This is a genomic window from Actinomadura rugatobispora (assembly GCF_042656285.1).
GTDB lineage: Bacteria > Actinomycetota > Actinomycetes > Streptosporangiales > Streptosporangiaceae > Spirillospora > Spirillospora rugatobispora.
Genome location: NZ_JBHSON010000032.1, coordinates 83,557 through 104,431, shown reverse-complemented (window position 1 = coordinate 104,431; position 20,875 = coordinate 83,557). Strand labels below are relative to the sequence as shown.

General features: G+C 70.0%; 15 protein-coding genes. 7 read left to right on the top strand and 8 right to left on the bottom strand.

What is annotated here, in order from left to right; genetic code table 11:
- Positions 1 to 185 precede the first annotated feature (185 nt).
- Together ACFPZN_RS23125 and ACFPZN_RS23120 are read left to right on the top strand one after the other, a co-directional pair.
- Positions 186 to 1,079, top strand: a complete 894-nt coding sequence (locus ACFPZN_RS23125) for a transposase (protein ID WP_378284181.1) — start codon at positions 186 to 188, stop codon at positions 1,077 to 1,079.
- 331 nt (positions 1,080 to 1,410) lie between these two features.
- Complete coding sequence (locus ACFPZN_RS23120) at positions 1,411 to 4,695, top strand: AfsR/SARP family transcriptional regulator (RefSeq protein WP_378284180.1); 3,285 nt, start codon at positions 1,411 to 1,413, stop codon at positions 4,693 to 4,695.
- A 391-nt stretch (positions 4,696 to 5,086) separates the two neighbouring features.
- On the opposite strand, the gene ACFPZN_RS23115 is transcribed toward ACFPZN_RS23120, so the two are convergent.
- The 3 genes from ACFPZN_RS23115 to ACFPZN_RS23105 form a co-directional block, all read right to left on the bottom strand.
- Positions 5,087 to 5,815 (bottom strand): D-Ala-D-Ala carboxypeptidase family metallohydrolase, encoded by a 729-nt coding sequence (locus ACFPZN_RS23115; RefSeq protein ID WP_378284179.1) that lies wholly within the window; start codon positions 5,813 to 5,815, stop codon positions 5,087 to 5,089.
- A 443-nt stretch (positions 5,816 to 6,258) separates the two neighbouring features.
- Positions 6,259 to 6,630, bottom strand: a complete 372-nt coding sequence (locus ACFPZN_RS23110; protein WP_378284178.1) for a hypothetical protein — start codon at positions 6,628 to 6,630, stop codon at positions 6,259 to 6,261.
- A gap of 887 nt (positions 6,631 to 7,517) precedes the next feature.
- Positions 7,518 to 8,183: a DUF6461 domain-containing protein gene (locus tag ACFPZN_RS23105; protein ID WP_378284177.1), complete on the bottom strand. Its 666-nt coding sequence runs from the start codon at positions 8,181 to 8,183 to the stop codon at positions 7,518 to 7,520.
- 758 nt (positions 8,184 to 8,941) lie between these two features.
- On the opposite strand from ACFPZN_RS23105, the gene ACFPZN_RS23100 reads away from it, so the two are divergent.
- The gene (locus ACFPZN_RS23100; RefSeq protein ID WP_378284176.1) at positions 8,942 to 9,265 is read left to right on the top strand and encodes a hypothetical protein; all 324 of its coding nucleotides are present in this window, start codon (positions 8,942 to 8,944) and stop codon (positions 9,263 to 9,265) included.
- Between the two features lie 504 nt (positions 9,266 to 9,769).
- Here the strand turns inward: ACFPZN_RS23100 and ACFPZN_RS23095 are convergent.
- From ACFPZN_RS23095 to ACFPZN_RS23075, 5 genes are read right to left on the bottom strand one after another with little or no spacing between them, the layout of a single operon-like run.
- Complete coding sequence (locus tag ACFPZN_RS23095; protein ID WP_378284175.1) at positions 9,770 to 11,200, bottom strand: MATE family efflux transporter; 1,431 nt, start codon at positions 11,198 to 11,200, stop codon at positions 9,770 to 9,772.
- A 5-nt stretch (positions 11,201 to 11,205) separates the two neighbouring features.
- Positions 11,206 to 12,234: a cysteine synthase family protein gene (locus ACFPZN_RS23090; RefSeq protein WP_378284174.1), complete on the bottom strand. Its 1,029-nt coding sequence runs from the start codon at positions 12,232 to 12,234 to the stop codon at positions 11,206 to 11,208.
- Between the two features lie 30 nt (positions 12,235 to 12,264).
- Complete coding sequence (locus tag ACFPZN_RS23085; protein WP_378284172.1) at positions 12,265 to 13,629, bottom strand: Y4yA family PLP-dependent enzyme; 1,365 nt, start codon at positions 13,627 to 13,629, stop codon at positions 12,265 to 12,267.
- Positions 13,626 to 14,642: an ornithine cyclodeaminase family protein gene (locus tag ACFPZN_RS23080; protein WP_378284171.1), complete on the bottom strand. Its 1,017-nt coding sequence runs from the start codon at positions 14,640 to 14,642 to the stop codon at positions 13,626 to 13,628. Before ACFPZN_RS23080 ends, ACFPZN_RS23085 begins: the two co-directional genes overlap by 4 nt.
- 9 nt (positions 14,643 to 14,651) lie before the next feature.
- Positions 14,652 to 15,668, bottom strand: coding sequence for a TauD/TfdA family dioxygenase (locus ACFPZN_RS23075; protein WP_378284170.1), 1,017 nt, complete (start codon positions 15,666 to 15,668; stop codon positions 14,652 to 14,654).
- 346 nt (positions 15,669 to 16,014) lie between these two features.
- On the opposite strand from ACFPZN_RS23075, the gene ACFPZN_RS23070 reads away from it, so the two are divergent.
- The 4 genes from ACFPZN_RS23070 to ACFPZN_RS23055 are packed head-to-tail and all read left to right on the top strand — an operon-like array spanning position 16,015 to position 20,841.
- The gene (locus tag ACFPZN_RS23070; RefSeq protein WP_378284169.1) at positions 16,015 to 17,556 is read left to right on the top strand and encodes an ABC transporter substrate-binding protein; all 1,542 of its coding nucleotides are present in this window, start codon (positions 16,015 to 16,017) and stop codon (positions 17,554 to 17,556) included.
- Positions 17,557 to 17,594: 38 nt separating this feature from the next.
- Positions 17,595 to 18,575, top strand: coding sequence for an ABC transporter permease (locus tag ACFPZN_RS23065; RefSeq protein ID WP_378284168.1), 981 nt, complete (start codon positions 17,595 to 17,597; stop codon positions 18,573 to 18,575).
- Positions 18,572 to 19,399, top strand: coding sequence for an ABC transporter permease (locus ACFPZN_RS23060; protein WP_378284167.1), 828 nt, complete (start codon positions 18,572 to 18,574; stop codon positions 19,397 to 19,399). The genes ACFPZN_RS23065 and ACFPZN_RS23060 overlap by 4 nt, the downstream gene beginning before the upstream one ends.
- Positions 19,396 to 20,841: an ABC transporter ATP-binding protein gene (locus ACFPZN_RS23055; protein ID WP_378284166.1), complete on the top strand. Its 1,446-nt coding sequence runs from the start codon at positions 19,396 to 19,398 to the stop codon at positions 20,839 to 20,841. Before ACFPZN_RS23060 ends, ACFPZN_RS23055 begins: the two co-directional genes overlap by 4 nt.
- Positions 20,842 to 20,875 lie beyond the last annotated feature (34 nt).

The window sequence follows — 20,875 nt, the reverse complement described above, 5'->3', positions numbered from 1 at the left end:
GCCGGGGCGGCCTGAGTCTCTACAAGATTCTCAAACAGCTCCAAGTGCTGCTCGCCACCTGGAGCGGCCGATGCCCCACATGCCACCAGCACCCACCATGACGAACTAACAAAGCCCTACTAGATCGTTGATGGGTTATTGCTGAACCGGCCGCAAGCATGGTGAAGGGCGCCCAGGATCGGTGTGTGAAGACAGATCTAGACGCCCTTCTGACCGCACTCTACGTGCACCTGGACGACGATGTCCTGCCATCGCGGCGGCTCGGGCCGGGCAGGCCCCGCCTGCTGACCGACGCCGAGCTGATCTGTGTGGCCACCGCCCAGGTCCTGCTGCGCTGTGATGACGAACGCCACTGGCTGCGGCTGGCCCCCGCCCGGATCGGGCACCTGTTCCCGCGGCTGCCGCGTCAGTCGCAGTACAACCGACAGTTGCGGGATCTGGGCCCGGTGCTGCAGGTGGTGGCGCTGTGGCTGGCCCGCGCGGTCCCGACCTGGTACGACAACCTGCGGCTGATGGACGGCACCCCGGTGCCGTGCGGCGCCTCCCGAGTCACGGTGAACCGCTCGGCGCTGGGGGAGATCGCCGGCTACGGCCGCGACACCTCCCACCACGCCTTCTACCGGGGTGCCAAGCTGATGCTCATCACCACCGCCGAGGGAACGGTCTCGTCCTTCAGCCTGGCTCACCCCAAAGAACTCGACGAGCGCAAGCAGGCCCTGCACCTGCTGCACGTCCGCCCGATCGCCGACGGCCCCTGCCCCATCGTGTGCGACAAGGGCTTCGCCGGAGCCGGGATCGAGAAGGCCGCCGCCGACCTGGGGCATGTGCTGATCCGTCCGGTGCGCGATGACGAGCCCGAACCGGCGGTGAAGGTGTTCCCGCCCTGGCTGCGCCAGCGGATCGAGGGCATCATCTGGACCCTGAAGAACCAGCTCGGACTGGAACGCCACAACGCGCGCACCACCGAAGGGCTGTGGGCCCGCGTCGGCCAGCGCGTTCTCGCGCTCAACGCCGCCATCTGGCACAACTGGCTCATCGGCGCACCGGTGAAACGCTCACTGACCGCCTACGACCACTGACCAGCACACACATTTCCCATCAACGATCTAGGACCCGCCGTGCCTGGCCGTAACCGGGCTCGGTCCCGAACTACGGCGGGCATCGCCGACTGGGCGTAGTCCCGCCCGTCGCGTCCGGGCTACCCGCGGGGAACTCCCGCACCCAGCGACTGTTGCTACGCGCAAATGGCCGGATCGGCCGGCGGCTTCGACCGGGCCGCTTTTGCTGCGTCTTCGTAACCAGAGGGGGCTCAGGATGTCTCTGAGGCATGGGAGCTGACATTGTGCTCCCAAACGCGCGGCGGACCAGGTGGCCGTCCAGGTCTATTGTGCGTCCAGCCAAGGAGGCGCGGTGAAATTTGGGATACTGGGTCCGCTGACGGTGTGGCGCGAGGGTGAACAGCTCGATCTCGGCACGCCCAAGGAGCGTGTGCTGCTGGCGGTTCTGCTGTGCCGAGCGGGTAACCCTGTTTCTGAGGATCAACTGGCCGTGGCCCTGTGGGGGAGCACCCCACCGAAGAGCGCCACCAAGAATGTGCAGACCTACGCGCACCGGCTCCGGCGGCACCTGGGCGACCCGGCTCGCGTGGTGCGGCAGGGCTCCGGCTATCTGATGCCGGTGGTCCGGGACGAGCTGGATGCGGCGAGGTTCGAGCACCTGGCCGCCTCAGGGCAGGCGGCGGAGGCCGCCGGTGACCAGGCGGAGGCCGGCCACCGCCTGCACGAGGCGCTGAGTCTCTGGCGCGGGGCCGTGTTCGCCGGCATGACCGACGTCGCGATGCTGGCCGCGGAGGCCGCGCGGCTGGACGAGGTCCGCCTGTCGGTCTTGCAGTCGCGGATCGCCGTGGACCTGAGACTCGGGCGCCACGCCGGGCTGCTGGGCGAGCTGACCGCGCTCACCAACGAGTACCCATTGCTGGAGCGGCTGCGGGCGCAGCTGATGTTGGCGCTGTACCGCTGCGGCCGGCGGGCGGATGCGCTTGCTGAATACACGCGTGCCCGCATGACTCTGATCGAAGAGACCGGGCTGGACCCGACCGAAGAACTGCAGGACATGCATCGGAGCATCCTCACTCAGGACCCCTCACTCGACCTCGTTCTTCCCGTCAGGGCGACGATCACGGGCCCCGCTGGGGGATCGGGCCCGTACAGCGCGGCGGAAACCCGACGGGCCTACCATGCACTCGCTGCGCGCATGTCGGACGAGCTGGGCATCGAGCCGAGCGAGAATGTGCACCTTGCGCATGTCCATGTCCTGGCGGCCGACCGTCCGGTGCTTGCCACGGCGCCGCCGATGCCTGAAAGCCGGGCGGCTCCGACCCCGGCCGAACTGCCGCCGGATATCGCGGATTTCACGGGCCGGGACGGCGAGGTGGCGCACCTCACCGAGGTCCTTACCGAGCCACGGCCGGCCACTGTCGCCATGGCCGGCATCGCTGGTCTGGGCGGCCTGGGTAAGACCACGCTCGCCGTGCACGTCGCGCACCGGATCGCGGGTTCCTTTCCCGACGGCCAGCTCTATGCGGACCTGCGCGGCGCCTCCGCCGACCCCACCCGCCCAGAGGACGTGCTCAGCCGGTTCCTGTTCGCACTGGGCATCAGCGGCACCGGCATACCCGAATCCCTGGAAGAGCGCGTGGCGCTTTACCGGAGCTGTGTGGCCGGACGCAGAATCCTCGTTCTGCTCGACAACGTCGCCGGGGAGGAGCAGGTGCGGCCGCTCCTGCCCGGGGCCCCCGGCACGGCCGTGATCCTCACCGGACGCGTCCGCCTGATCGGTCTGGAGGGCGCGAGCCTGCTGGAACTCGACGTCCTGTCGTCGGCCCAGGCGATGGACCTGTTGAGAAGGATCGTCGGCGACGAACGCGTCCAGGACGACCCGGACACGGCTCTGGAGATCGTCCGGCTGTGCGGCCGGGTCCCGCTGGCGGTGCGCATCGCGGCGGCCAGGCTGCTCGGCAGACGGCACTGGAGTCTGTCCCATCTCGCCGGCGTCCTCGGGGAGGAACGGCACCGGCTGGACGAACTCGTGGCGGGCGACCTCGACGTCCGCGCGGGATTCGAGATGAGCTACCGGACGCTTCCCGCCGGCGCACAGCGGGCGTTCCGGCTGGCCGGGCTGCTGGACGCGCCCGATTTCGCGTCCTGGCCTGTGGCGGCCCTGCTGGATGTGCCGGTGCGGCAGGCGGAACGCGAGATCGAGATCCTGGTCGACGCTCATCTGCTGAACCCCACCGGGACGGACGAGACGGGCGCGCTCAGATATCGGTTCCACGATCTGATCCGGTTGTACGCGCGTGAGCGCGCCCTGCGCGAGGATTCCGAACCCGAGCGCCAGGCCGCGCTCGAGCGGGCCCTGGGTGCGTGGCTGGCGCTGGCGGAGGTCGCGGCGGAACACGTCCCGGGGCCCTGCTACGCACCCATGCACAGCTGTGCGCCGCGCCGGTGGCTGCCCGCGGCGGTCTCCGACCGGCTGCTGGCCGACCCGATGGCCTGGTTCGGCGCGGAGCACGCCGCGCTGATGGCGGGGGTCGCGCAAGCGTGCGAGGCGCGCCTGACCCAATTCGCATGGGATCTTGCGGGGTCCACCGAGACGTACCTCAACGTGCGCGGTTTGTACGACGGCTGGCAGCGCATGCACGAGCAGGCGCTCGCGCTCTGCCGTGAGACCGGCGACAAGCGGGGCGAGGCCGTGCTGATGCGCGGCCTCTTGGAGGTCACCACCTGGACTTCACCGGCGGGCCCCGGACCGGCGATGACACGGATGCGGGCCGGCGCTTCGCAGCTCCTCGACCTGTTCACCACGCTGGACGATCCGGTCGGAATGGCCGACGCTCTGGCGACCCTGGCCTGGGGCACGACGGCGGACGGGAACGGTTCGCAAGCGCTCGCCCTGGCGGAGCGCGCCCTGCGGATGGCCGCCGACGCGGACTACCTCGGCGGCCAGGCGCGGGCCTTACACGTGATGGCGATCATCCACGGCGAGGACGACCCTCAGGGGGCGGTCACCGTCCTGGAGCGGGCGATGCAGGTCGCCGAGGCGCTCGGGAACGCTCACTACACCACGACGATCACCCAGTTCCTCGGCGCGGCGAAATCGTTCTGCGGTGACATCACGGGCGGCCGGGAACTGCTGGAGAGGTCTCTGGGAATGGCACGGCGGTTGAACGACCGCTATCTGGAGACGTTCTCACTGCTCTACCTCTCGAAGCTGTTCGTCGCGGTCGGGGACGAGCGGGCCAGGGCGACCGTCGAACTGACGCTGGCCCACAGCGAGAACGGCAACTTCGGCCATCATCTCGCCGACGCGCTCAGCGTTCTCGGGCAGTTGAACCTGGCCGAAGGAGATCTGCCCGCCGCCATCGCCGCCCTCGAACGCTCAGTCCAGGTCTGGCGAACCCGCGGCTGGATCCCTTACCTCGCGCGGACGCTCCGCTCCCTCGGCGACGCCCACGAGGGCGCCGGCGACCACCGCGCGGCCAGGGACGTCTGGGAAGAGGCCCGCGAACTGTTCCGCGGGATCGCGGACGAGAACGGCACGCGAACGCTGGACGCCCGGTTCGCGCGCGCAGGGCGGCCAGGCTCTTCGGCGACACGTCGCCGTGGACGACCGCCATCTGACGGCCGGCGGTCATAGTTCCGCACCCGATGCTCGAACGTGCCGGCCTGCGATCCATCCGGCGAAGACCCGTGGCCGCAGGCGCGATCACGAATACCAGCACGCCGTACAACGCCGGCTCGGGCAGCAAAGTATGAGTGAGTCGTGCGGGGCGACATCACCGCCTGCTTCGACGAAATCTCGCACCCGGCCTTGATGAGGTACCCGGGCAGAAGCCGAGGGCCCTGCGGGCGATCGCCTGTTACGGCGATCGGCGCGGGGCGCGATCGGCACGCCTTACAAGCGGAAAAGCCGTAGGTTGGGCAGACTCGAGAGGATGTGCAACCGGCACCACACCCAGGTCTGCGCCGCCGGAGCCCCGCGCGGGTGCGCGGGGCCGGCACGTGGGTGGCGGGGTCGGTCTACGGCGTCAGAAGCACTGGCTGGCGGACCAGGTCCTGCTCGGGTCGTTGGCCACGTGGGCGTGATCGCCGTGCCCGGGGTAGCCAGGGCCGAGGATCTCCTCGAACCCGTGGTATCGCGCTTGCCGCACGATCGCGCAGAGCGATGGGGTGCCGGTGAAGTCGGCGGCGTCGCCGTACAGGTGCCGACTGTAGGTGTCACTTGCATCAGGGTTGCAGGCGACGCTCCGGAAGGCGCTGGAGACGACCATCCGCCGGTCGCCGAGGGCGTGGCGCAGCGCCTCCAACTGCCACATGACCCGCAGCGCGTTCGACCGGGCCTGGGCGGCGGAGACCAGCCCGCCCGACCACGTGCTGTTGCACTGGTTCATCTCGCCGTAGGTGAAGTGGATCGGGGTGCAGTCGTCGTCCTGGAGGGCGTAGATGCGGTTGAAGGTCTGCGACCCGGCGACGCCGTTGGCGGTGAGCCCATAGGCGGACTGGAAGCGCCGTACAGCCGCCTCGGTCGCGTCGCCGAAGACGCCGTCGATGACGAGGTTGGAGTTGTAGCCGGGATAACCGGCCACCCGGATCTGGAGTTGGGTCACGGCAGCGCCACGGCTGCCGTTGCGGAGTTCGCCGCTCCACGTGTAGCAGCCATCGGCCGAGGCGGGAGCGGCCGTGGTCAGCACGGTGACGCCGGTTGCGGCGACGGCGAGCATGAGGGTGGCGAGAGCACGTGCAAGTAGGCGCGACATAATTGCCTTTCATTGAATTTGTTCCGCAGCGGGTGCCTGGTCGCTGAGGCCTCCCGCGTGGTTGCCGAGTGCCGGGCAAGCCCTATCGGCGCCGCCCAGACTCGGCAATCATCGAATAAGCCAAAAGCTTGCTGTCATTTATCGACATGGATCTCGGGAACATGAGGGGCTCGGCCGCCGTTCGCGTCCGAGTGGCGTGTCATCGCACCCGACCACCACAACCAAGGTGCCTCCGATCAGGAGCCGTGACCTCGAGTTGGGTGCCATGCCCGGTTGCTTCGCCTCGCATCCGTCCCACATCACCCGATGATCACCAATGCGATCACAAAGGCTGCAAGCCCGAGATCTTCCTGGATCTGCTGTCGGCCGGCATGCTTGTCGGATGCCGGCTCCCCGTAATGCCGCGCGGGTGGTGGCCGGGGAGCCCGCCTTGTCGGGGTCAGTCAGGTGGTGAAGAGGAACACCCCACGTATCGGGGTTCCTCGCCCTTCCCAATAGCTCCGGTATTCGGCCTGGTAGGTGACGTTCTCGGGAATGTCGAGGAGCCTGCAGGTGGCGCCCGGGTGATCGACGTTGTGGTCCCTGATGATGACGGGCACTCCGCCTCCGCCCTGGCGGGACATGGCCACTTCCACCCAGGCTGTCCCCAGGGTGTTGTCCGCCTGGAGGCACATCTGATTGGTGTCGTCGGTGTAGCGAACTGTCCCGTCGCCGATGTCTCGGATAAAATTAACAGCGAAGGCCGGTGGCGCGAGAACGACACTCGCCGCTGCAACGCCAATGCCGATGGTGACCGCTTTGGTCAGGTTCTTCATTGCTCCTCATCTGGAAAGAGAACGGTTCCCCGTACACCGCTCGGTATAGGATGGCTTGTTCAGGGACTTTCCGTCCCTTTCGGACCGGATCTTTCCGCTGGTGGATTGCTCTAAAGCCGAGTGCGAGTTCTGATGCGAGCGGCAATGCCAGCCGTCGCGATAACACGCTCTCCGCCGTCGCGGATCACCTCGCTCGCGCGGCCGTTTCTCGCAACTGGATCCTTGCATGCGCCGGTGGAAGCGTGGAATATGCCGGGAATACCCCGTGGTCGCTGAGCCTTCCCGGTCTCTGAGGGTGTCCGTGCCGGAAGTGTGTCACCTCATGCGACCTGCGAGTACTCATGGATGAGTTCACCGACTCGATCACGGCGTAGGACTCGAATGTCGCCGGGCGGAGGCGGTTGTCCGCGTCCGTTGGGCGGTTGCCGGTTCAGGCTGCGGTGGGGCCGGCGGGCGCTGTAATGATCGGCATACTCCGCCTGGATGGCGACGGCCGGCCCTCCGGATGCACGCTGCTGATCACCACTGAGCCTCGCTCATCCTTTGAGGATGCAGACGAGGCGGGCTTCCCGCTGCGCTTGGGTCACACCGATGCCGCGGAGGAAGCCGATCAGTCCGGACTCGCCTGCAAGGCCGAGCTCGGCCATGGCCCCGTCCTTCTGATGCGAAACGGGCGAGAGGGAGCGGTGAGCTTCCAGGGATGGTCTAGGGAATCGGGTATTCGTCTTAACCCCGTAGCTGTCGGCTGACGGGGTGACCCAGATGATCGCAAGCCAGGAGGCAATGGGTTCGGTCGGGTGTACCGGCGGCCGCACGCACGCCTGCGCGCCCGAGGCGTCGCCGTCGGTGACGTCGTCCAGGAGGGTGTCGGCCCTGGGACGGTCCGGTCACACGTTCTTGGGCTGCGGTCCCGAAAGCGGAGACTGGTCGACCGCACCGGCAAGGAGCAGCCCGTCGATGAGGTCCCGTGTGAACGCCACGCCCGTGACCTCGGCCGCCACCGCGAAAGCGCGCGCGACCCGATCCTCGTAGATTCGGCGCCAGGACGCCTCCCGTGCCGCATCGTCCAGATCCTCGGTCGGAAATCCGAACTTGTTCAGCGCCTCGTTGAGCGCGTCCGGGGCACGGCCCCATCGGCGGGTTGATTTGTTCGGAATGAAGCCGGTGAGGAGTTCGCCGTCGATCGCGTGCACGAAGTGGTCCTCGGCGTAGTCGTGCCGCGAAACCGCAACCATCTCGCACCCGCGGGAGAGCTTGGCCCCGAACTCGGTCAGCGAGGCGTACCAGCCCAGCGGCTCGACGGCCACGCTCCACCCGTCGGCTTGAAGGGCCCCGACGTACCCGCCGCCGTTGCCCGCTCGGGTGAGGTGGGTGAACTCTGCAACCAGGTCCCAGAGTTCCCGCATGCTCATAGCCCGGCTCGTCGCGTCCTCGGGCCCGAAGCGCCGCAAGACCTCGACAGGTGACAGGCCACGGAACAACGAGACACAGAAGATCTCTCCCAGGGCGGAGCGCCCGCTGAGCCAGCGGAAGGGGGATATCGCGTCGGTCATGGTGGGAATTGTGCCCGCCGACTCGGACAGGCCTGCGAGGAGGATCGGAACGGCCGGCAGCGACTCGCCGCCAAGCCCACGAAGCAGGAAGGGCGGCCCTACGATACTGCCGGGACTTCGCCCGCACCGGCTGCGCCGCACCTAGGCCATCCGGCGGCGCCGACTCCGCGCAGGTGAGCTGCCCCGGGTTCGAGGAGGGACTTCAAGCCAGGCTTTTTGCGTTACTGAGACGCCGGAGTCCCTCGGCCTCAGCGGGCTCGGTTCTGTGGTGCTTTGAACATGGCGGCGGCGTTTTGTTGCGCACAGATGAGCTCATGGGTAGAGCGAGGCGTGCCGGTGGGGTCGATCGGCAATGCGGCTGCGAAGATGTGCTGTCGGACCAGCCATCGGCGCAGCTCAGGTATGTCGTAGGCCTTGTCGGCATGGAGTTTGCCGATGCGTCGGGCTCGGCCCTTCTCATTGGCCCGTCTCATTTGGGCTCCGATCCTCGGCTTGAGGCGTGGCTGTCGTGGCCGTTCCCGGCCGAGACGGCGACCAGAAGGGGCAGGCCGTTGCGGTCGGACGGGATGTGCAGCTTGGAACCGGGTTTACCCCGGTCCACGGGACTGGGGCCGGTGTGCTCGCCCCCGTTTTGGCTCGCACGTGTGCCGAGTCGAGGATCGCGCGTCTGCGCGTCGACATCGGCGACACGACATACGGCTTCCAGGGGCTGGCGTTCCCGGTGTCGGTCCTTGTCGCGACGCTGTTCACCGCTGCGCGTGCGCGGCCTGCTGCTCGCGGTCAGCACCTTTGCCTTTGGTATCGCGTGCGAGCCGTACCTGTACGGCCGCGATATCTTCCAGGGCGAGGGCTACACCGCCGCGTCCTTCCAGTGGGATCGACGTCTCCAGCTAGCGCGCCTATTACTACGTGGTGCTGGGATACAGCAGCAACCTGCGGCGATGCCGTCCCTAAGACCCCTCCAGAAAGTCGCTCCCGCAAACCCCAACGGCACCGGCGCCACCCTCGCAAGCAAGTCGCTACTGCCGTTCCGCCCTCCCCAGGGGCTGATGGCCAGCCTGCCCGCGAGCGCCTCAGCATGATTGCCTGACTCGACGCCGGCTCCGCGCGCGGCTCGGCTGCTCATTCGGCCGGGTGCGGGCCCCGGCGGCGTGCTCATGGGCTTGAGCGATCGTGGAGTCAACGTTCACCTGCCAGCCGATCAGCCCGGCCGCATCGGCCCGAGCCTGCAGGGTGGTGAGGACCCGAGCCCACACTCCCTCCCGTTGCCAGCGGCGAAACAACAACTACACCGCATGCCAGGAGCCGTGGCACTCGGGCACATTCCGCCAGGGCGCCCCTACTCGCACCCGCCATCGATGAACTGCCGCTTGGTCCACTTCGAGGGTCGACCCGGCCGCCTGGGCAGCGGCAACGGTGTTTCCAGCACCACCCATTGAGCGTCGGTCAGGGCGAACCGCCTCGTCACCGCGAGGGTGGCCACGAGGTCTCCGGTGTCCGGTTCTTCTTGGTCGATGAACCCTCTGCCCGAGACCTCTCTGTTTCGGCTCAGACACGCCGCTGTTCAGCTCACTTCGGGACACGATCTAGGCGGCGGCGGAGACGGCCGCCGTGTGCGCACGGAGGGCGAAGCTGTAACGCCTGAGGAGGAGTAGGGCGGTGGTGGCCAGGCCGATGAGCAGGCCGAGCCAGATGCCGAGTGTCTCCAGTTGGAGCGCGTAGGCAAGGAGCCAGGCGGTGGGGAGGCCGACGGCCCAGTAACCGATCAGGGTGATCCGGAATCCGCTCTTGGTGTCCTCCAGGCCGCGCAGCAGCCCGACGCCGATGTTCTGCGAGCAGTCGAAGAACTGCAGGACGGCGGTGACCATGAGCAGGTGGGTGGCGATGCTGAGGGCCTGCTCGGACTGGGGGGCGCCGGCGTCCAGGAACGGGCGCAGGACGAGGTGCGGCACCGTCAGGTAGAGGATCCCGACGCAGGTCATGACGGCGGCGGCGCAGGCGAGCGCGGTGTTCTTGATGCGCAGGGCGCGATCGGTCCGGCCCAGGGCCAGCTCGCGGCTGACGTTGATGGACGCGGCGTGGGACAGGCCCACGGCGACCTGGAAGACGATGTAGACGAGCTGGTTGACGGCGGTGTGCGCAGCCAAGGCTGCGGGGCCGAACGACCCGGCCATCAGCGCGGTGACGGAGAAGAACCCCGCCTCCGAGCCGTAGGTCGCCGCGATCGGCACGCCGAGCGCGATGATGCGCCTGACGGTGGCGGGGTCGGCCTTGGCGATGTTCAGCGACAGCAGCGGCGCCAGCCGTGAGTCCCTCTTCGCCGACACGTACAGGGCGAGGAAGGACAGGAGATACACGGTGGAGGTGGCGACGCCGATGCCGGTCAGGCCCAGTTGGGGCAGCCCCCAGGTGCCGTGGACGAGAACCCAGTTCAGGCCGGCGTTGACGGCGACCGAGACGATGGTGATCTGTAGCAGCGCCTGGGGGCGGCGCATCCCGACGGTGAACTGCCGGACGGCCTGGAACCACAGGCAGGGCAGCAGCCCGGGGGCCAGGGCGAGCAGCATGGTCTGGGTGGATTCCACGACGGCGGCGTCCTGGCCGAGCCAGGTCAGCGCCTGGCCGATGCCGATCATCAGCACGGCTCCGGCGATGCCGGCCAGCGTCGCCACGGCCAGGCTCGCGCGGACGATCGCGCGGACCTCCGCCGAGCTCTCCCGCGAGCCCTCTCCCTCCCCGCCGGCGGCCTGCTCGACCCGGGCCGCGGCGGCGGCGATCTGGTTGCCGACCGCCGTGACCAGGCCGACCCCCATGGTGCGCAGCTGGTTGAAGATGACGATGGCCAGGCCGCCCGCGGCCAGCTCCTGGGTTCCGAGCAGCCCCATCATCACGGTGTCGGTCGTGGTCAGGGCGACCTGGGCGAGTTGGGTGAGGATGAGCGGGACCGCCAGGGCGGCGAGGGCGCGGCCGTCGCTCAGCAGCAGGGCCGCCTTGGCGGTGGGCAGGGGGGTGGGCATGTGGGTCACCGGCTCCCGCGCAGTTTGGCGAGCAGTTCTTCGATCTCTTCCTCGGTTTCGGGCGAGAGGAGATCGCGGGCCCGCATCCAGTCGTCGTTGAAGACCGTGTCCATGTACTTCTCTCCGCCGTCGTTGACCAGGGCGACCATAGTGGTCCGCGGCGGGAGCCCGGGCAGGCGGGTCAGCGCCTGGTGGACGACCCCGCCGGCGGAGCCGCCGATGAGCAGCCCCGTTCGGGCGAGGGCGCGGCAGGTCGCGAAGGCCTCGACGTCGCCGACCTTGACGCCCTCGTCGATGAGGTCGAAGTCGACCAGGGCGCCGATCTCGGCTCCTTCGGGAGTGCCGGTGCCGGACTGGTGGTAGTCGTGGGCGGGCCCGCCGAAGGCGGTGGACCCCTTGGGCTCCACCCCGATGGTGGTGAGACGGGGGACGCGTCTGCGCAGCTCGCGGGTGGTGCCGCAGAGCGCGCCGCCGGTGCCGACGGCGCCGATGAGCACGTCGATGTCCTCGTCGAGGGCGTCGGCGAGCTCGTGGGCGAGGGGGACGTAGCCGACGCCGTTGCTGGGGTTGTTGTGCTGCTCGGTGAAGACGGTGTTGTCCTGGCCGCGGGCCATCCGCTCGGCGAGTTCCTCGCGTGCGGCGGTGGCCAGGCTTCCGGTGCCGTCGTCGGTGACGTACACCAGTTCGGCGCCGAGGGCCTTCATGCCGCGCAGCTTGTCCGGGCAGGAGTGGCCGTCGACGACGGCGGTGAAGGTGTAGCCGCGTTCGGCGGCGATGACCGCCAGCCCCAGACCGGTGTTGCCGGAGGTGGATTCGACGATGCGCCCGCCGGGGCGCAGCCGTCCCTGGGCTTCGGCGTCGGCGACCATCTGCCGGGCCATGCGGATCTTGGCGGTGCCGGTGGGGTTGAACATCTCCAGCTTCAGCAGCAGCCGGCCGCCGGTTTCGGTGGTGGCCAGCTCCAGGAGGGGCGTGTGGCCGATGAGATCGGAGACGCGGGTGACCACGGCGGGCCGCTGGGGTGATCCGGGCATCGGTGACTCCTGAGGGGGCGCCGGGGCGGGTCAGGTGAAGTGGCGGTCCAGCCGCCAGCGCGGACGCGGGCGCCCGGTGCCGTCGATGACGACCTTCGGGGGGAGGGGCAGGTCGTGGAAGGAGGATTCGTTGGAGTCCATCTGGTAGCCGGCGGTGTTGGGGTAGACCAGCAGGTCGCCGGGACGGGGACGGCGAGTGAAGGGGATCTTCCGCCAGGTGAGCATGTCCGATTCCAGGCAGGTCGCCGCTCCGATGCTGGCCGGATGGACGCCGCCGCGACTTCGAGGGTCCCGGGGCAGTAGGAAGGGGTCGGGCAGGTACTCGCTGCCGAACCACTGCTCGGACAGGCTCAGGCTGGTGCCGTCGACCGTGACGATCTGGTAGCCCTGGCGGTCCTTGACGCCCTGGACGGCGAACACGGTCGCGCCGGCCTTGTCCAGCAGCGCCCGTCCGGGCTCCAGCACCAGTTCGGTACCGGAGTCCCGGAGCACTTCGCGGAGGGGCCGGTCGCCTCCCGAGGGCCGGGCCTCCAGCAGGGCGCGCAGTGCCCCGCCCCCGGCGGCGGGGGAGTGGTAGGGGTAGAAGTCGTCGGCGGTGAAGGTCCGGCCGGCGTGGTAGTGGTCGCCTCTCTGCTCGGCGAGGAAGGTCCGCCAGCTGGCGGCGTCGGTGTAGCTGACGGCCAGGCCGCCGCCGACGCTGATCCGCCGGGCGTGCAGTCCCGCGGCGCGGGCCTTGAGACATCGGGCGACGAGCCGTCCGGCGAGGTCGGTGCGGGGCTGGACGGCATAGCCCGCCAGGTGGAAGCTGAACCCCTCCATCCGGACGGTGACGCCGGCCTGGACGCAGCGTTCGAGCGCGGTGGCCAGTTCGGCGTCGTCCATGCCGAAGCGGCTGTGGGGCTGGCCGGGTGGCAGGCAGCGCAGCAGCAGCCGGGCCGGGCGCCCGGGTCCGGTCGCCGCCACGGTGATCAGCGCGTCGAGTTCGCCGAGTTCGTCGACGGCGATCAGGGCGCCCTGCCGGACCGCCAGGCCGAGCAGGGCACGGCTCTTGGCCGGTCCGGTGACCATGAGGTCCTCGCCGCGGACGCCGTGCCCCAGTGCTTCACGGAGTTCACCGGCCGAGGACACGTCGACGCCGGCGCCACCGGCGGCGCATCGCTCGACCCACACCGCCGCCTTGTTGGCCTTCTTGGCGAAGTACACCGACCCGTCCACGCCCGCCCGGGTCAGCGCGGCGCGCAGCGCCCGCAGGTTGGCGTCGAAGGCGTCGGGAAGCAGGAAATGGAAGGGCCCTCCGAACGCGTAGGCGAGTTCCTCCAGCAGGCCGCTGCCGAGGATCGCGTCCGTTGCGGGGTCGGGCAGGACGGGCAGGGTCGGCCATGCCGGTGCGCTCACCGCCATAGCGCGACCTCGGTGCCCAGGCCCTGGGCGATGGCCAGCTGCGCGAAATGGTGTCCCAGGGCGATGTCGGTGACGACCAGGCCGCTGTTGTAGGCGAACACCCGTTCCTCGGGGGAGCGGCGCCCGGCTGCGGTGCCGGCGATCACGGGCGCCAGCTCGGCGTCGACGGGCCGGAGGTTGCCGTCCGCGTCGGCCATGTCGGTCCCGGTGATGTTCATCTGCGCCTCGCTGGTGGCCACGACCCGGTCGGCCGCGCCCAGTGCGGAGGGCGCCAGCCCGTGCCCGACCAGGATCGACAGCGCGCCGGGTTTGAGGTGGGCGGCCTCGATCGCGGCGGGTGTGCGGGGGCCGGCGGTGGCGATGACGACGTCGGCGTCGCCGGCGGCGGCCCGCCAATCGGTGACGATGTCGACGTCCCGGTCAGGGAAGTGCTCGGCCAGCCGCGCGCGGACCGCGGCGACGCCGTCGGGATGGGTGCCGAAGAGCATGAGCCGATCCAGCCGCGGCAGTGTGGTGAGCAGGAACGGCAGCGCGAGGCGGCCCTGCGTCCCGGTGCCGACGACCAGGGCGGTGCGGGCCGCGGGTGCGGCGCACTCGCGCGCCAGCAGCGCCGAGACGGCCGGGGTGCGCAGGGAGCCGATGCGCGAGCAGTCCATCATCGCGACCGGCAGGCCGGTGACGTCGTCATAGATGGTCAGGGCCGTGTAGTAGTGCTGGTCGTCACGGCCCCGGTCCACGCCGTGCTTGTAGGAGGTCTTGATCGCGACGACCTCGCGGGAGCCGTCGCGGCCCAGCATCGCGTAGGCCACCGAGTGCCCGTCCGGTGGCTTGACGGTCAGCTTGCGGGGGTTGTCGGACCGGCCTGCGTGCAGGGTGCGGTAGGCGCCCTCCACTGTGGCGACGACCTGGTCCAGGGAGATGTCGAGTCCGGCCAGGTCGCTGGTGGACAGGATCCGCAGGTGCTTGCCGTCGCCGGTCACCGGGCCGCCGGGAAGGGGGGAGGTCATGGGGACTCCTCAGAGCTTGGGGGTTCGTGCGCGACCGGGGCGGGCAGTGAGGACGGCCTGCCCGTATCCGTGTTCGCCGGCTTCGGACGGCGGGCGCGTGCGGCGGCCGGGGACACGGATCGAGGCGCGCTTGAGCCAGCGGTCGGTGCCGTCGTAGCGGGGCTGGAACGGCACCCGTCCATGCACGGCCAGGTCGTTGTCGACGACGAGGGTCTCGCCGGGCTCCAGGATCACCGCGACCGAGACGCGGGCGAGCTCGGCATGGAGGCGCCGGTAGGCGTGCTGGTAGGGGACGTCGGCGTCACGCAGCGGGGTGTAGGCCGGGTCGAACCGTAGTGTCAGGCCGTCCTCGGCGGCGAACAAGGTGGGCACGGCCGGGGACGGCTGCCGGGCGTAGCCCTGCGCCTGGGTGTAGGCGTCGTCGGGGAGGATCGGCACGGTGGCCCGCGTCAGGGCCTGGACGTCCTGTTCGGCCAGGTGCGTTTTGCGGACGCTGGCCGCCGTGGTGGCGATCCGGTCGTGATTGCGCATGCAGCCGAGCATCAGCAGATGGGCCCGGCCAGGGTGGAAGGCGTCTTCGGTGTGCGGGCTGAGCAGGACGGTGCTGCTCGCGCCGGTCTGCTCGGTCTCGTGCCCCGGCGAGGGCACGATGTTGTGCACGAACCGGCCTTCCTGCTGGCCTTCCCAAGCGATGGGGTGGCCCATCACGCTCGCCAGGAGCAGCAGCATGATGTCGTGGACGGCTCCGTTGTCTCCGGCGGTGGCCCAGCCGGTGGGCGTCGCGCCGAGGTCGTCGGCGTCGACCCGCAGACCTCGCAGGACGAACAGTCCGTCCGCGGTGTCGATGGGGCGGCAGTGGTGACGCAGGCGGCCGCTGGACTCGCCTGCGGCGCGGGCGAGGTTGTCGAACAGCCGCGGTGACGCGGCCGAGGTTCCGCACGCGTTGAGGATCTGCTCTGCCGACCGCCGGAGCCAGCGGACGGAGGCGTCATCGAGGTGGCGGACCGGTACGGGTGCCGTGGGCATGGCGAAGAGCTCCGTTCCGTGGGGGGGCGGGAGACAGGCGTGGTGCGGGCCGCGCCGAGAGGGTCGCGGCGGGTCGAAAGGCCAGGTCATGCGGCTGCGGGCCGCGCCGACGTCCGATCGGAGGGAGGGCGGTGGCGCCAATGCATTTACACGCTTGTAGAAGTTAGCATAGCCTTGCCTAACCATCTAGATCATCCGTTGGCGGCCGATCCGGAAGGCAGGTGCGCGGCGCGATGGCGCAGCGGAAACGCAGCGGAATCGCGAGCACCTTGCGGAACGGGGTTCCGTTAGGGTAGGCAAACCTAAATAAATATCCGATATCTGGCCTATTGAAGGGCGCGTGCACGTGAGAAGGCGTCAAGTTCTGGCAGCCGGCGGAACCGCGCTGGCCGCCGTCGCGGTGTCGGCGGCATGCTCAGGCGGAGGTATCGACGATCAGACGGCCGGAGCGGGTACCAAGCCCAAGAAGGGCGGGACGCTGCGGATCGGCGCCCTCGGCCGGGCCAACGCCATCACCCGCGACCCGCACGGCACCCAGGGCAACGAGAGCGACTACCTCATCCTCGCCCTGATCTACGACACGCTCACCAGGCCCGGCGCCGACAAGAACACCGTCGGGCGGCTGGCGGCGTCCTGGGAACCTTCCAGCGACCTCAAGACCTGGCGTTTCACGCTCGCCGAGAACGCGACCTTCCACGACGGCACGCCCGTCACCCCCGAGGACGTGGTCTGGTCCCTGCGGAGGCTGCGGGGCACCCCGTCGGGCGAGGCCCGGCTGCCGGGAATCCAGGCGCGCAACATCACCGCCGACGGCACCCGCACCGTCGTCCTCGCCTCCGACTACGCCAACGCCGAACTCCCCCTCCTCACCCGCCTGACGACGTTCGTCCTGAAGAAGGACACCCCCGACCAGGCGCTGGAGAAGGCTCCGGGCACCGGCCCGTTCAAGCTCGAGTGGTACCGCGGCGGCAACGCCCGCCTGGTGCGCAACGAGAAGTGGTACGGCGGGGCGGCGCACCTCGACGCGATCGAGGTGACCATGTTCGAAACGCCGCAGGCGATGGCCAACGCCGTGCTCGCCGGGCAGATCGACGTGGCCTCCAACGTCGGCGCAATCGCCGCCCGCACCGCCGGTGCCCGCAAGGGCCTGAAAGTCCTGCGCCGCCCCAACGACATGTCCATGCCCATCGTCATGCGCACCGCGAGCGGGCCGTTCGCCGACGTCCGTGTACGGGAGGCGATGCGCCTGGCCGTGGACCGCCAGGCGATGGTCAGGCAGGTCCTGTCGGGGTACGGGACCGTCGCCAACGACATCATGGGCACCGGTGACCCCGCCTACGCCAAGGACATCCCGCAGCGCGCTCGCGACCTCGCCAGGGCCAGGCAGTTGCTGGCCGAGGCCCGGTTCGACCTGTCCAAGACCTACGAGCTCATCACCACCGAGGACATCTCCGGCCTCGCCGAGTCCGCGACCCTGTTCGCCTCCCAGGCCCAGGAGGCCGGGATCAAGATCAAGGTCGTGAAGCAGGAGTCGGGCCTCTTCTATGAGAAGACCTGGCTCAAGGGCGACCTCTACACCAACTACTGGGGCACCAACGACTCGGTGGTGTTCTTCGCCTCCAAGACGATGGTGAGCGAGGGCGGCCAGAACGAGTCGGGCTGGTCCGACAAGGACTTCGACGCCGCGTACCGCAAGGTCCTGGGCACCGCCGACGAGAAGGCGCGCGCACAGGCGCTGCGGGAGGTGCAGCGGCTCCAGCACGAGCGCTCCGGTTACCTGCTGTGGGGCATGGCCGACGGCATCGACCTGGCCCAGTCCAAGGTGCAGGGACTGCCCACGCTCCCCGGCTACGGCCGGGTCCAGCTCGAGAACGTGTGGCTCACTTGAGCCCGACCGCCCAGGACCACAAAGTCACAGAGCGTACGGTGACCGCCGAGAAGGGAGCGCTCACCGTGCGCGGGCGGGCCGCGGCGGCGGCCGTGGCCGTGGCCGGTGCGCTCGCGCGCCGTGCGTTGATGCTCGCCGTGCTGCTCGCCCTGGTGTTCGGCGCCGTGGAACTACTGCCGGGCGACGCCGCCACCGCGACCGCCGAACGCGGAGAGAGCGCCGCTGACCTGCAGGCCCGACGGCACCTGCTGGGCCTGGACCGCCCGGTGTGGGAGCGCTTCTGGGACTGGATGACGGCGCTTCCCACCGGCGACCTGGGTACCTCGGCCCACGGGCAGCCCGTCACCGGCATGCTGGCCGACCCGTTTCCCAACACCCTGCTCCTCGGTCTGAGCGCGTTCGTCCTGACCGTGGCCGCCTCGCTGGCCCTGGGTTGCTGGGCCGCCGCCCGCCCCGGCCGCCTGACCGACCGGATCATCGGGCACACCGCCACCTCGGCGTTCGCGCTGCCCGAGTTCGTGGTCGCGGTCGCCCTGCTGTTGCTGCTGTCGCTGTGGACCGGCTGGCTGCCCGCCGTCACCGTCACCGGCGCCGACGGCGCCCCCGCCTCGTGGACGATGCTGATCATGCCGGTGCTGGCGCTGGCCATACCGCAGACGGGCTGGAACACCCGGATCGTGCGCGGCGCACTCGCCGACCAGGACGCGGCACCGCACGTCGAAGCCGCCCGCCTGGACGGTCTGCCCACCCGCAGAGTGGTGCTCCGCCACGCCCTGCCGGGCGCGGTCCCCGCCATCGCCGCCGGCGTCGCGACCTCCACCGGCATGCTGCTGGGCGGCGCCGTGGTGGTGGAGGCGCTGTTCAACTACCCCGGTATCGGCAACCTCCTGGCCGGTGCCGTCGCCGACCGCGACACCTCGCTCATCGCCGGGGTCGTCACCTGCGCCGGCGCCGCGATCAGCATGGTGCTCCTCGGCTCCGACCTCATCCGCGCCCGCGTCCTGGGACGGCGCCCGTGACCTCCGCGGCGGCGTCCCGCAGGCGGCCGCAAGCCCGTGCCCTCCGGCGGATCGCCCCCGGCCTGCTCCTGATCCTGGCGGCCCTGGCCGGGCCCTTCCTGGCCCCCCACCCCATCGACACCCCGGTCGCCATCCCCTTCGCGCCACCCGGCGGGGACGCCCTGCTCGGCGGGGACCAACTGGGACGCGACGTCCTCAGCCGCCTGATGAGCGGCGGCGTCGCCCTCATCGGCAGCGCCCTGACCGTCGCCGTGATCGTCACCACTGTCGCCGTGTGGCTCGGCTGCCTGGCCGCTCTGAGCCCCGTCGCGGGACGGTTCGTCGAACGCGCCGCCGACATCGCCGTCCTCCTGCCGCCCGTCCTGGGCATCATGCTGATAGCCCTCGCCTGGCCCGGCGGCGGGCGGTTCGCGGTCATCCTCGCCACCATCGTCCTGGGCGTCCCCTACACCACCCGCGTCGTCGCCGGCGCGGCGGCGCCGCTGGTGACGGCCGGGTACATCGAGGCCGCCATCGCCAGCGGGGAGAGACTCACCTACGTGACGGCGCGCGAACTGCTCCCGAACCTGCGCTCCACGCTCCTGGCACTGTTCGGGCTGCGCTTCGTCGAAGCCGTCTACATCATCTCGATGGCCGGCTTCCTGCAGATCGGGCCGCAGCCCCCGGCGGCGGACTGGGCCCTGATGATCCGCGAGAACGCCGGCGGCATCCTGCTCAACCCGTGGGCCGTCCTCGCACCGAGCGTGGCCATCGCCGTCCTGGCCATCAGCGTCAATCTCGCCTCCGGTTCCCTCGCCCGACGACAGGGGGCGGTACGCCCATGACCTCCACCACCGCGCTGCTGACCTGCACCGGCCTCGAGGTGTCCCTTCCCAGCGGGCCGATTCTGCTGCCCAAGACGAGCCTGACCGTGCACGCCGGGCAGATCACCGCCCTCACCGGTGCCTCCGGCTCGGGCAAGACCACACTGCTGCGCGCGTTCCTCGGCCACCTGCCCGCCGGTGCCCAGGTCACCGGTGGCACCCTTGACGTGCTGGGCCAGGACATCCTGGCCCTGCCACCCCGGGCACTGCGGGAACTGCGCCGTACCCGCATCGGCTATGTCGGCCAGGACCCGGGATCGGCCCTCAATCCCCGCATGAAGATCGGCCGCCTCATCGCCGAGACCGCGGTCGACAGGAGCCGCGAGGCGATCGAGGGCCTGCTGGAGGAATGCCGCCTGCCCTGTGGTGACGGCCTGCCCGACCGGCGCCCCACCGCCGTGTCCGGTGGCCAGCAACGCCGTGTCGCCCTCGCCCGCGCGCTCGCCCGCAAACCCCAGATCCTGCTCCTGGATGAGCCCACCGCCGGACTCGACCGCGCCCTCCGGGACGACATCGCCGACCTGCTGCGCAACCTCGCGGCCAAACGGAATCTGGCCATCGTGATGGCCTGCCACGACCCCGAACTGGTGCACGCCTGCGCCGACACCACCATCGGCCTCACCACTCCTGCGGCCAAGGGCAAGGCCCCAAGGCCGCGGTCCGCCCCGCCGCCGCGCGTGTCCGTGGAGCCGACGAGGCCGGGACTGGTGGCGCAGGGAATCAGTGTCACCTTCCCCAACGGATCGACCACCCAACGGGCCCTCGAAGCCGTGGACATCACCGCGCCGCCGGGCTCGGCCGTCGGCCTGGTCGGCCCGTCCGGCTCGGGCAAGACCACTCTGCTGAGAGTCCTGGCCGGCCTGCAACCCCCTTCGACGGGCTTCCTCACCCTCGATGGCGCGCCCCTCGCACCCCGCGCCCGCCGCCGCCCGCATGAGGCACAGCGACGCATACAGCTCGTGCCACAGAATCCGCTCGACGCACTGAACCCCATGCGAACGGTGGGGGCGGCCCTCCGCCGGCCTCTCCTCCGGCTGAGCAAGCTGAGCAAGGAGGAACTCGACGCACGAATCATTGAACTCCTGGAAGAGGTCGGCCTACCGGCCGATCTCACGGGCCGTTACCCCGCCGAACTCTCCGGAGGTCAGCGGCAGCGCATCTCCATAGCCCGTGCCTTGGCGGCGGACCCCGACTTCCTGCTCTGTGACGAGATCACCTCGGCCTTGGACCCCGGCACCACCGCGGACATCATGGCCATGCTGGACCGGCTGCGCACCGAACGTGAAATGGCACTGGTCGTGGTCAGCCACGAGACTCACCTGATCCGCGCCCATACCGACACGGTGCACCTGCTCGACGAAGGCAGAATCATCGACCACGGCGGAGTTCCCGCACGGATCTGAGCCCGGCGTACAACGGTGTTGACGGCCACGTTGG

What these genes read in the sequence shown, in the direction of transcription:
- ACFPZN_RS23115 (WP_378284179.1), bottom strand. Translation starts at nt 5,815, where the DNA reads ATGTCGCGCCTACTTGCACGTGCTCTCGCCACCCTCATGCTCGCCGTC.
- ACFPZN_RS23110 (WP_378284178.1), bottom strand. Translation starts at nt 6,630, where the DNA reads ATGAAGAACCTGACCAAAGCGGTCACCATCGGCATTGGCGTTGCAGCG.
- ACFPZN_RS23105 (WP_378284177.1), bottom strand. Translation starts at nt 8,183, where the DNA reads ATGACCGACGCGATATCCCCCTTCCGCTGGCTCAGCGGGCGCTCCGCC.
- ACFPZN_RS23095 (WP_378284175.1), bottom strand. Translation starts at nt 11,200, where the DNA reads ATGCCCACCCCCCTGCCCACCGCCAAGGCGGCCCTGCTGCTGAGCGAC.
- ACFPZN_RS23090 (WP_378284174.1), bottom strand. Translation starts at nt 12,234, where the DNA reads ATGCCCGGATCACCCCAGCGGCCCGCCGTGGTCACCCGCGTCTCCGAT.
- ACFPZN_RS23080 (WP_378284171.1), bottom strand. Translation starts at nt 14,642, where the DNA reads ATGACCTCCCCCCTTCCCGGCGGCCCGGTGACCGGCGACGGCAAGCAC.
- ACFPZN_RS23075 (WP_378284170.1), bottom strand. Translation starts at nt 15,668, where the DNA reads ATGCCCACGGCACCCGTACCGGTCCGCCACCTCGATGACGCCTCCGTC.
- ACFPZN_RS23055 (WP_378284166.1), top strand. Translation starts at nt 19,396, where the DNA reads ATGACCTCCACCACCGCGCTGCTGACCTGCACCGGCCTCGAGGTGTCC.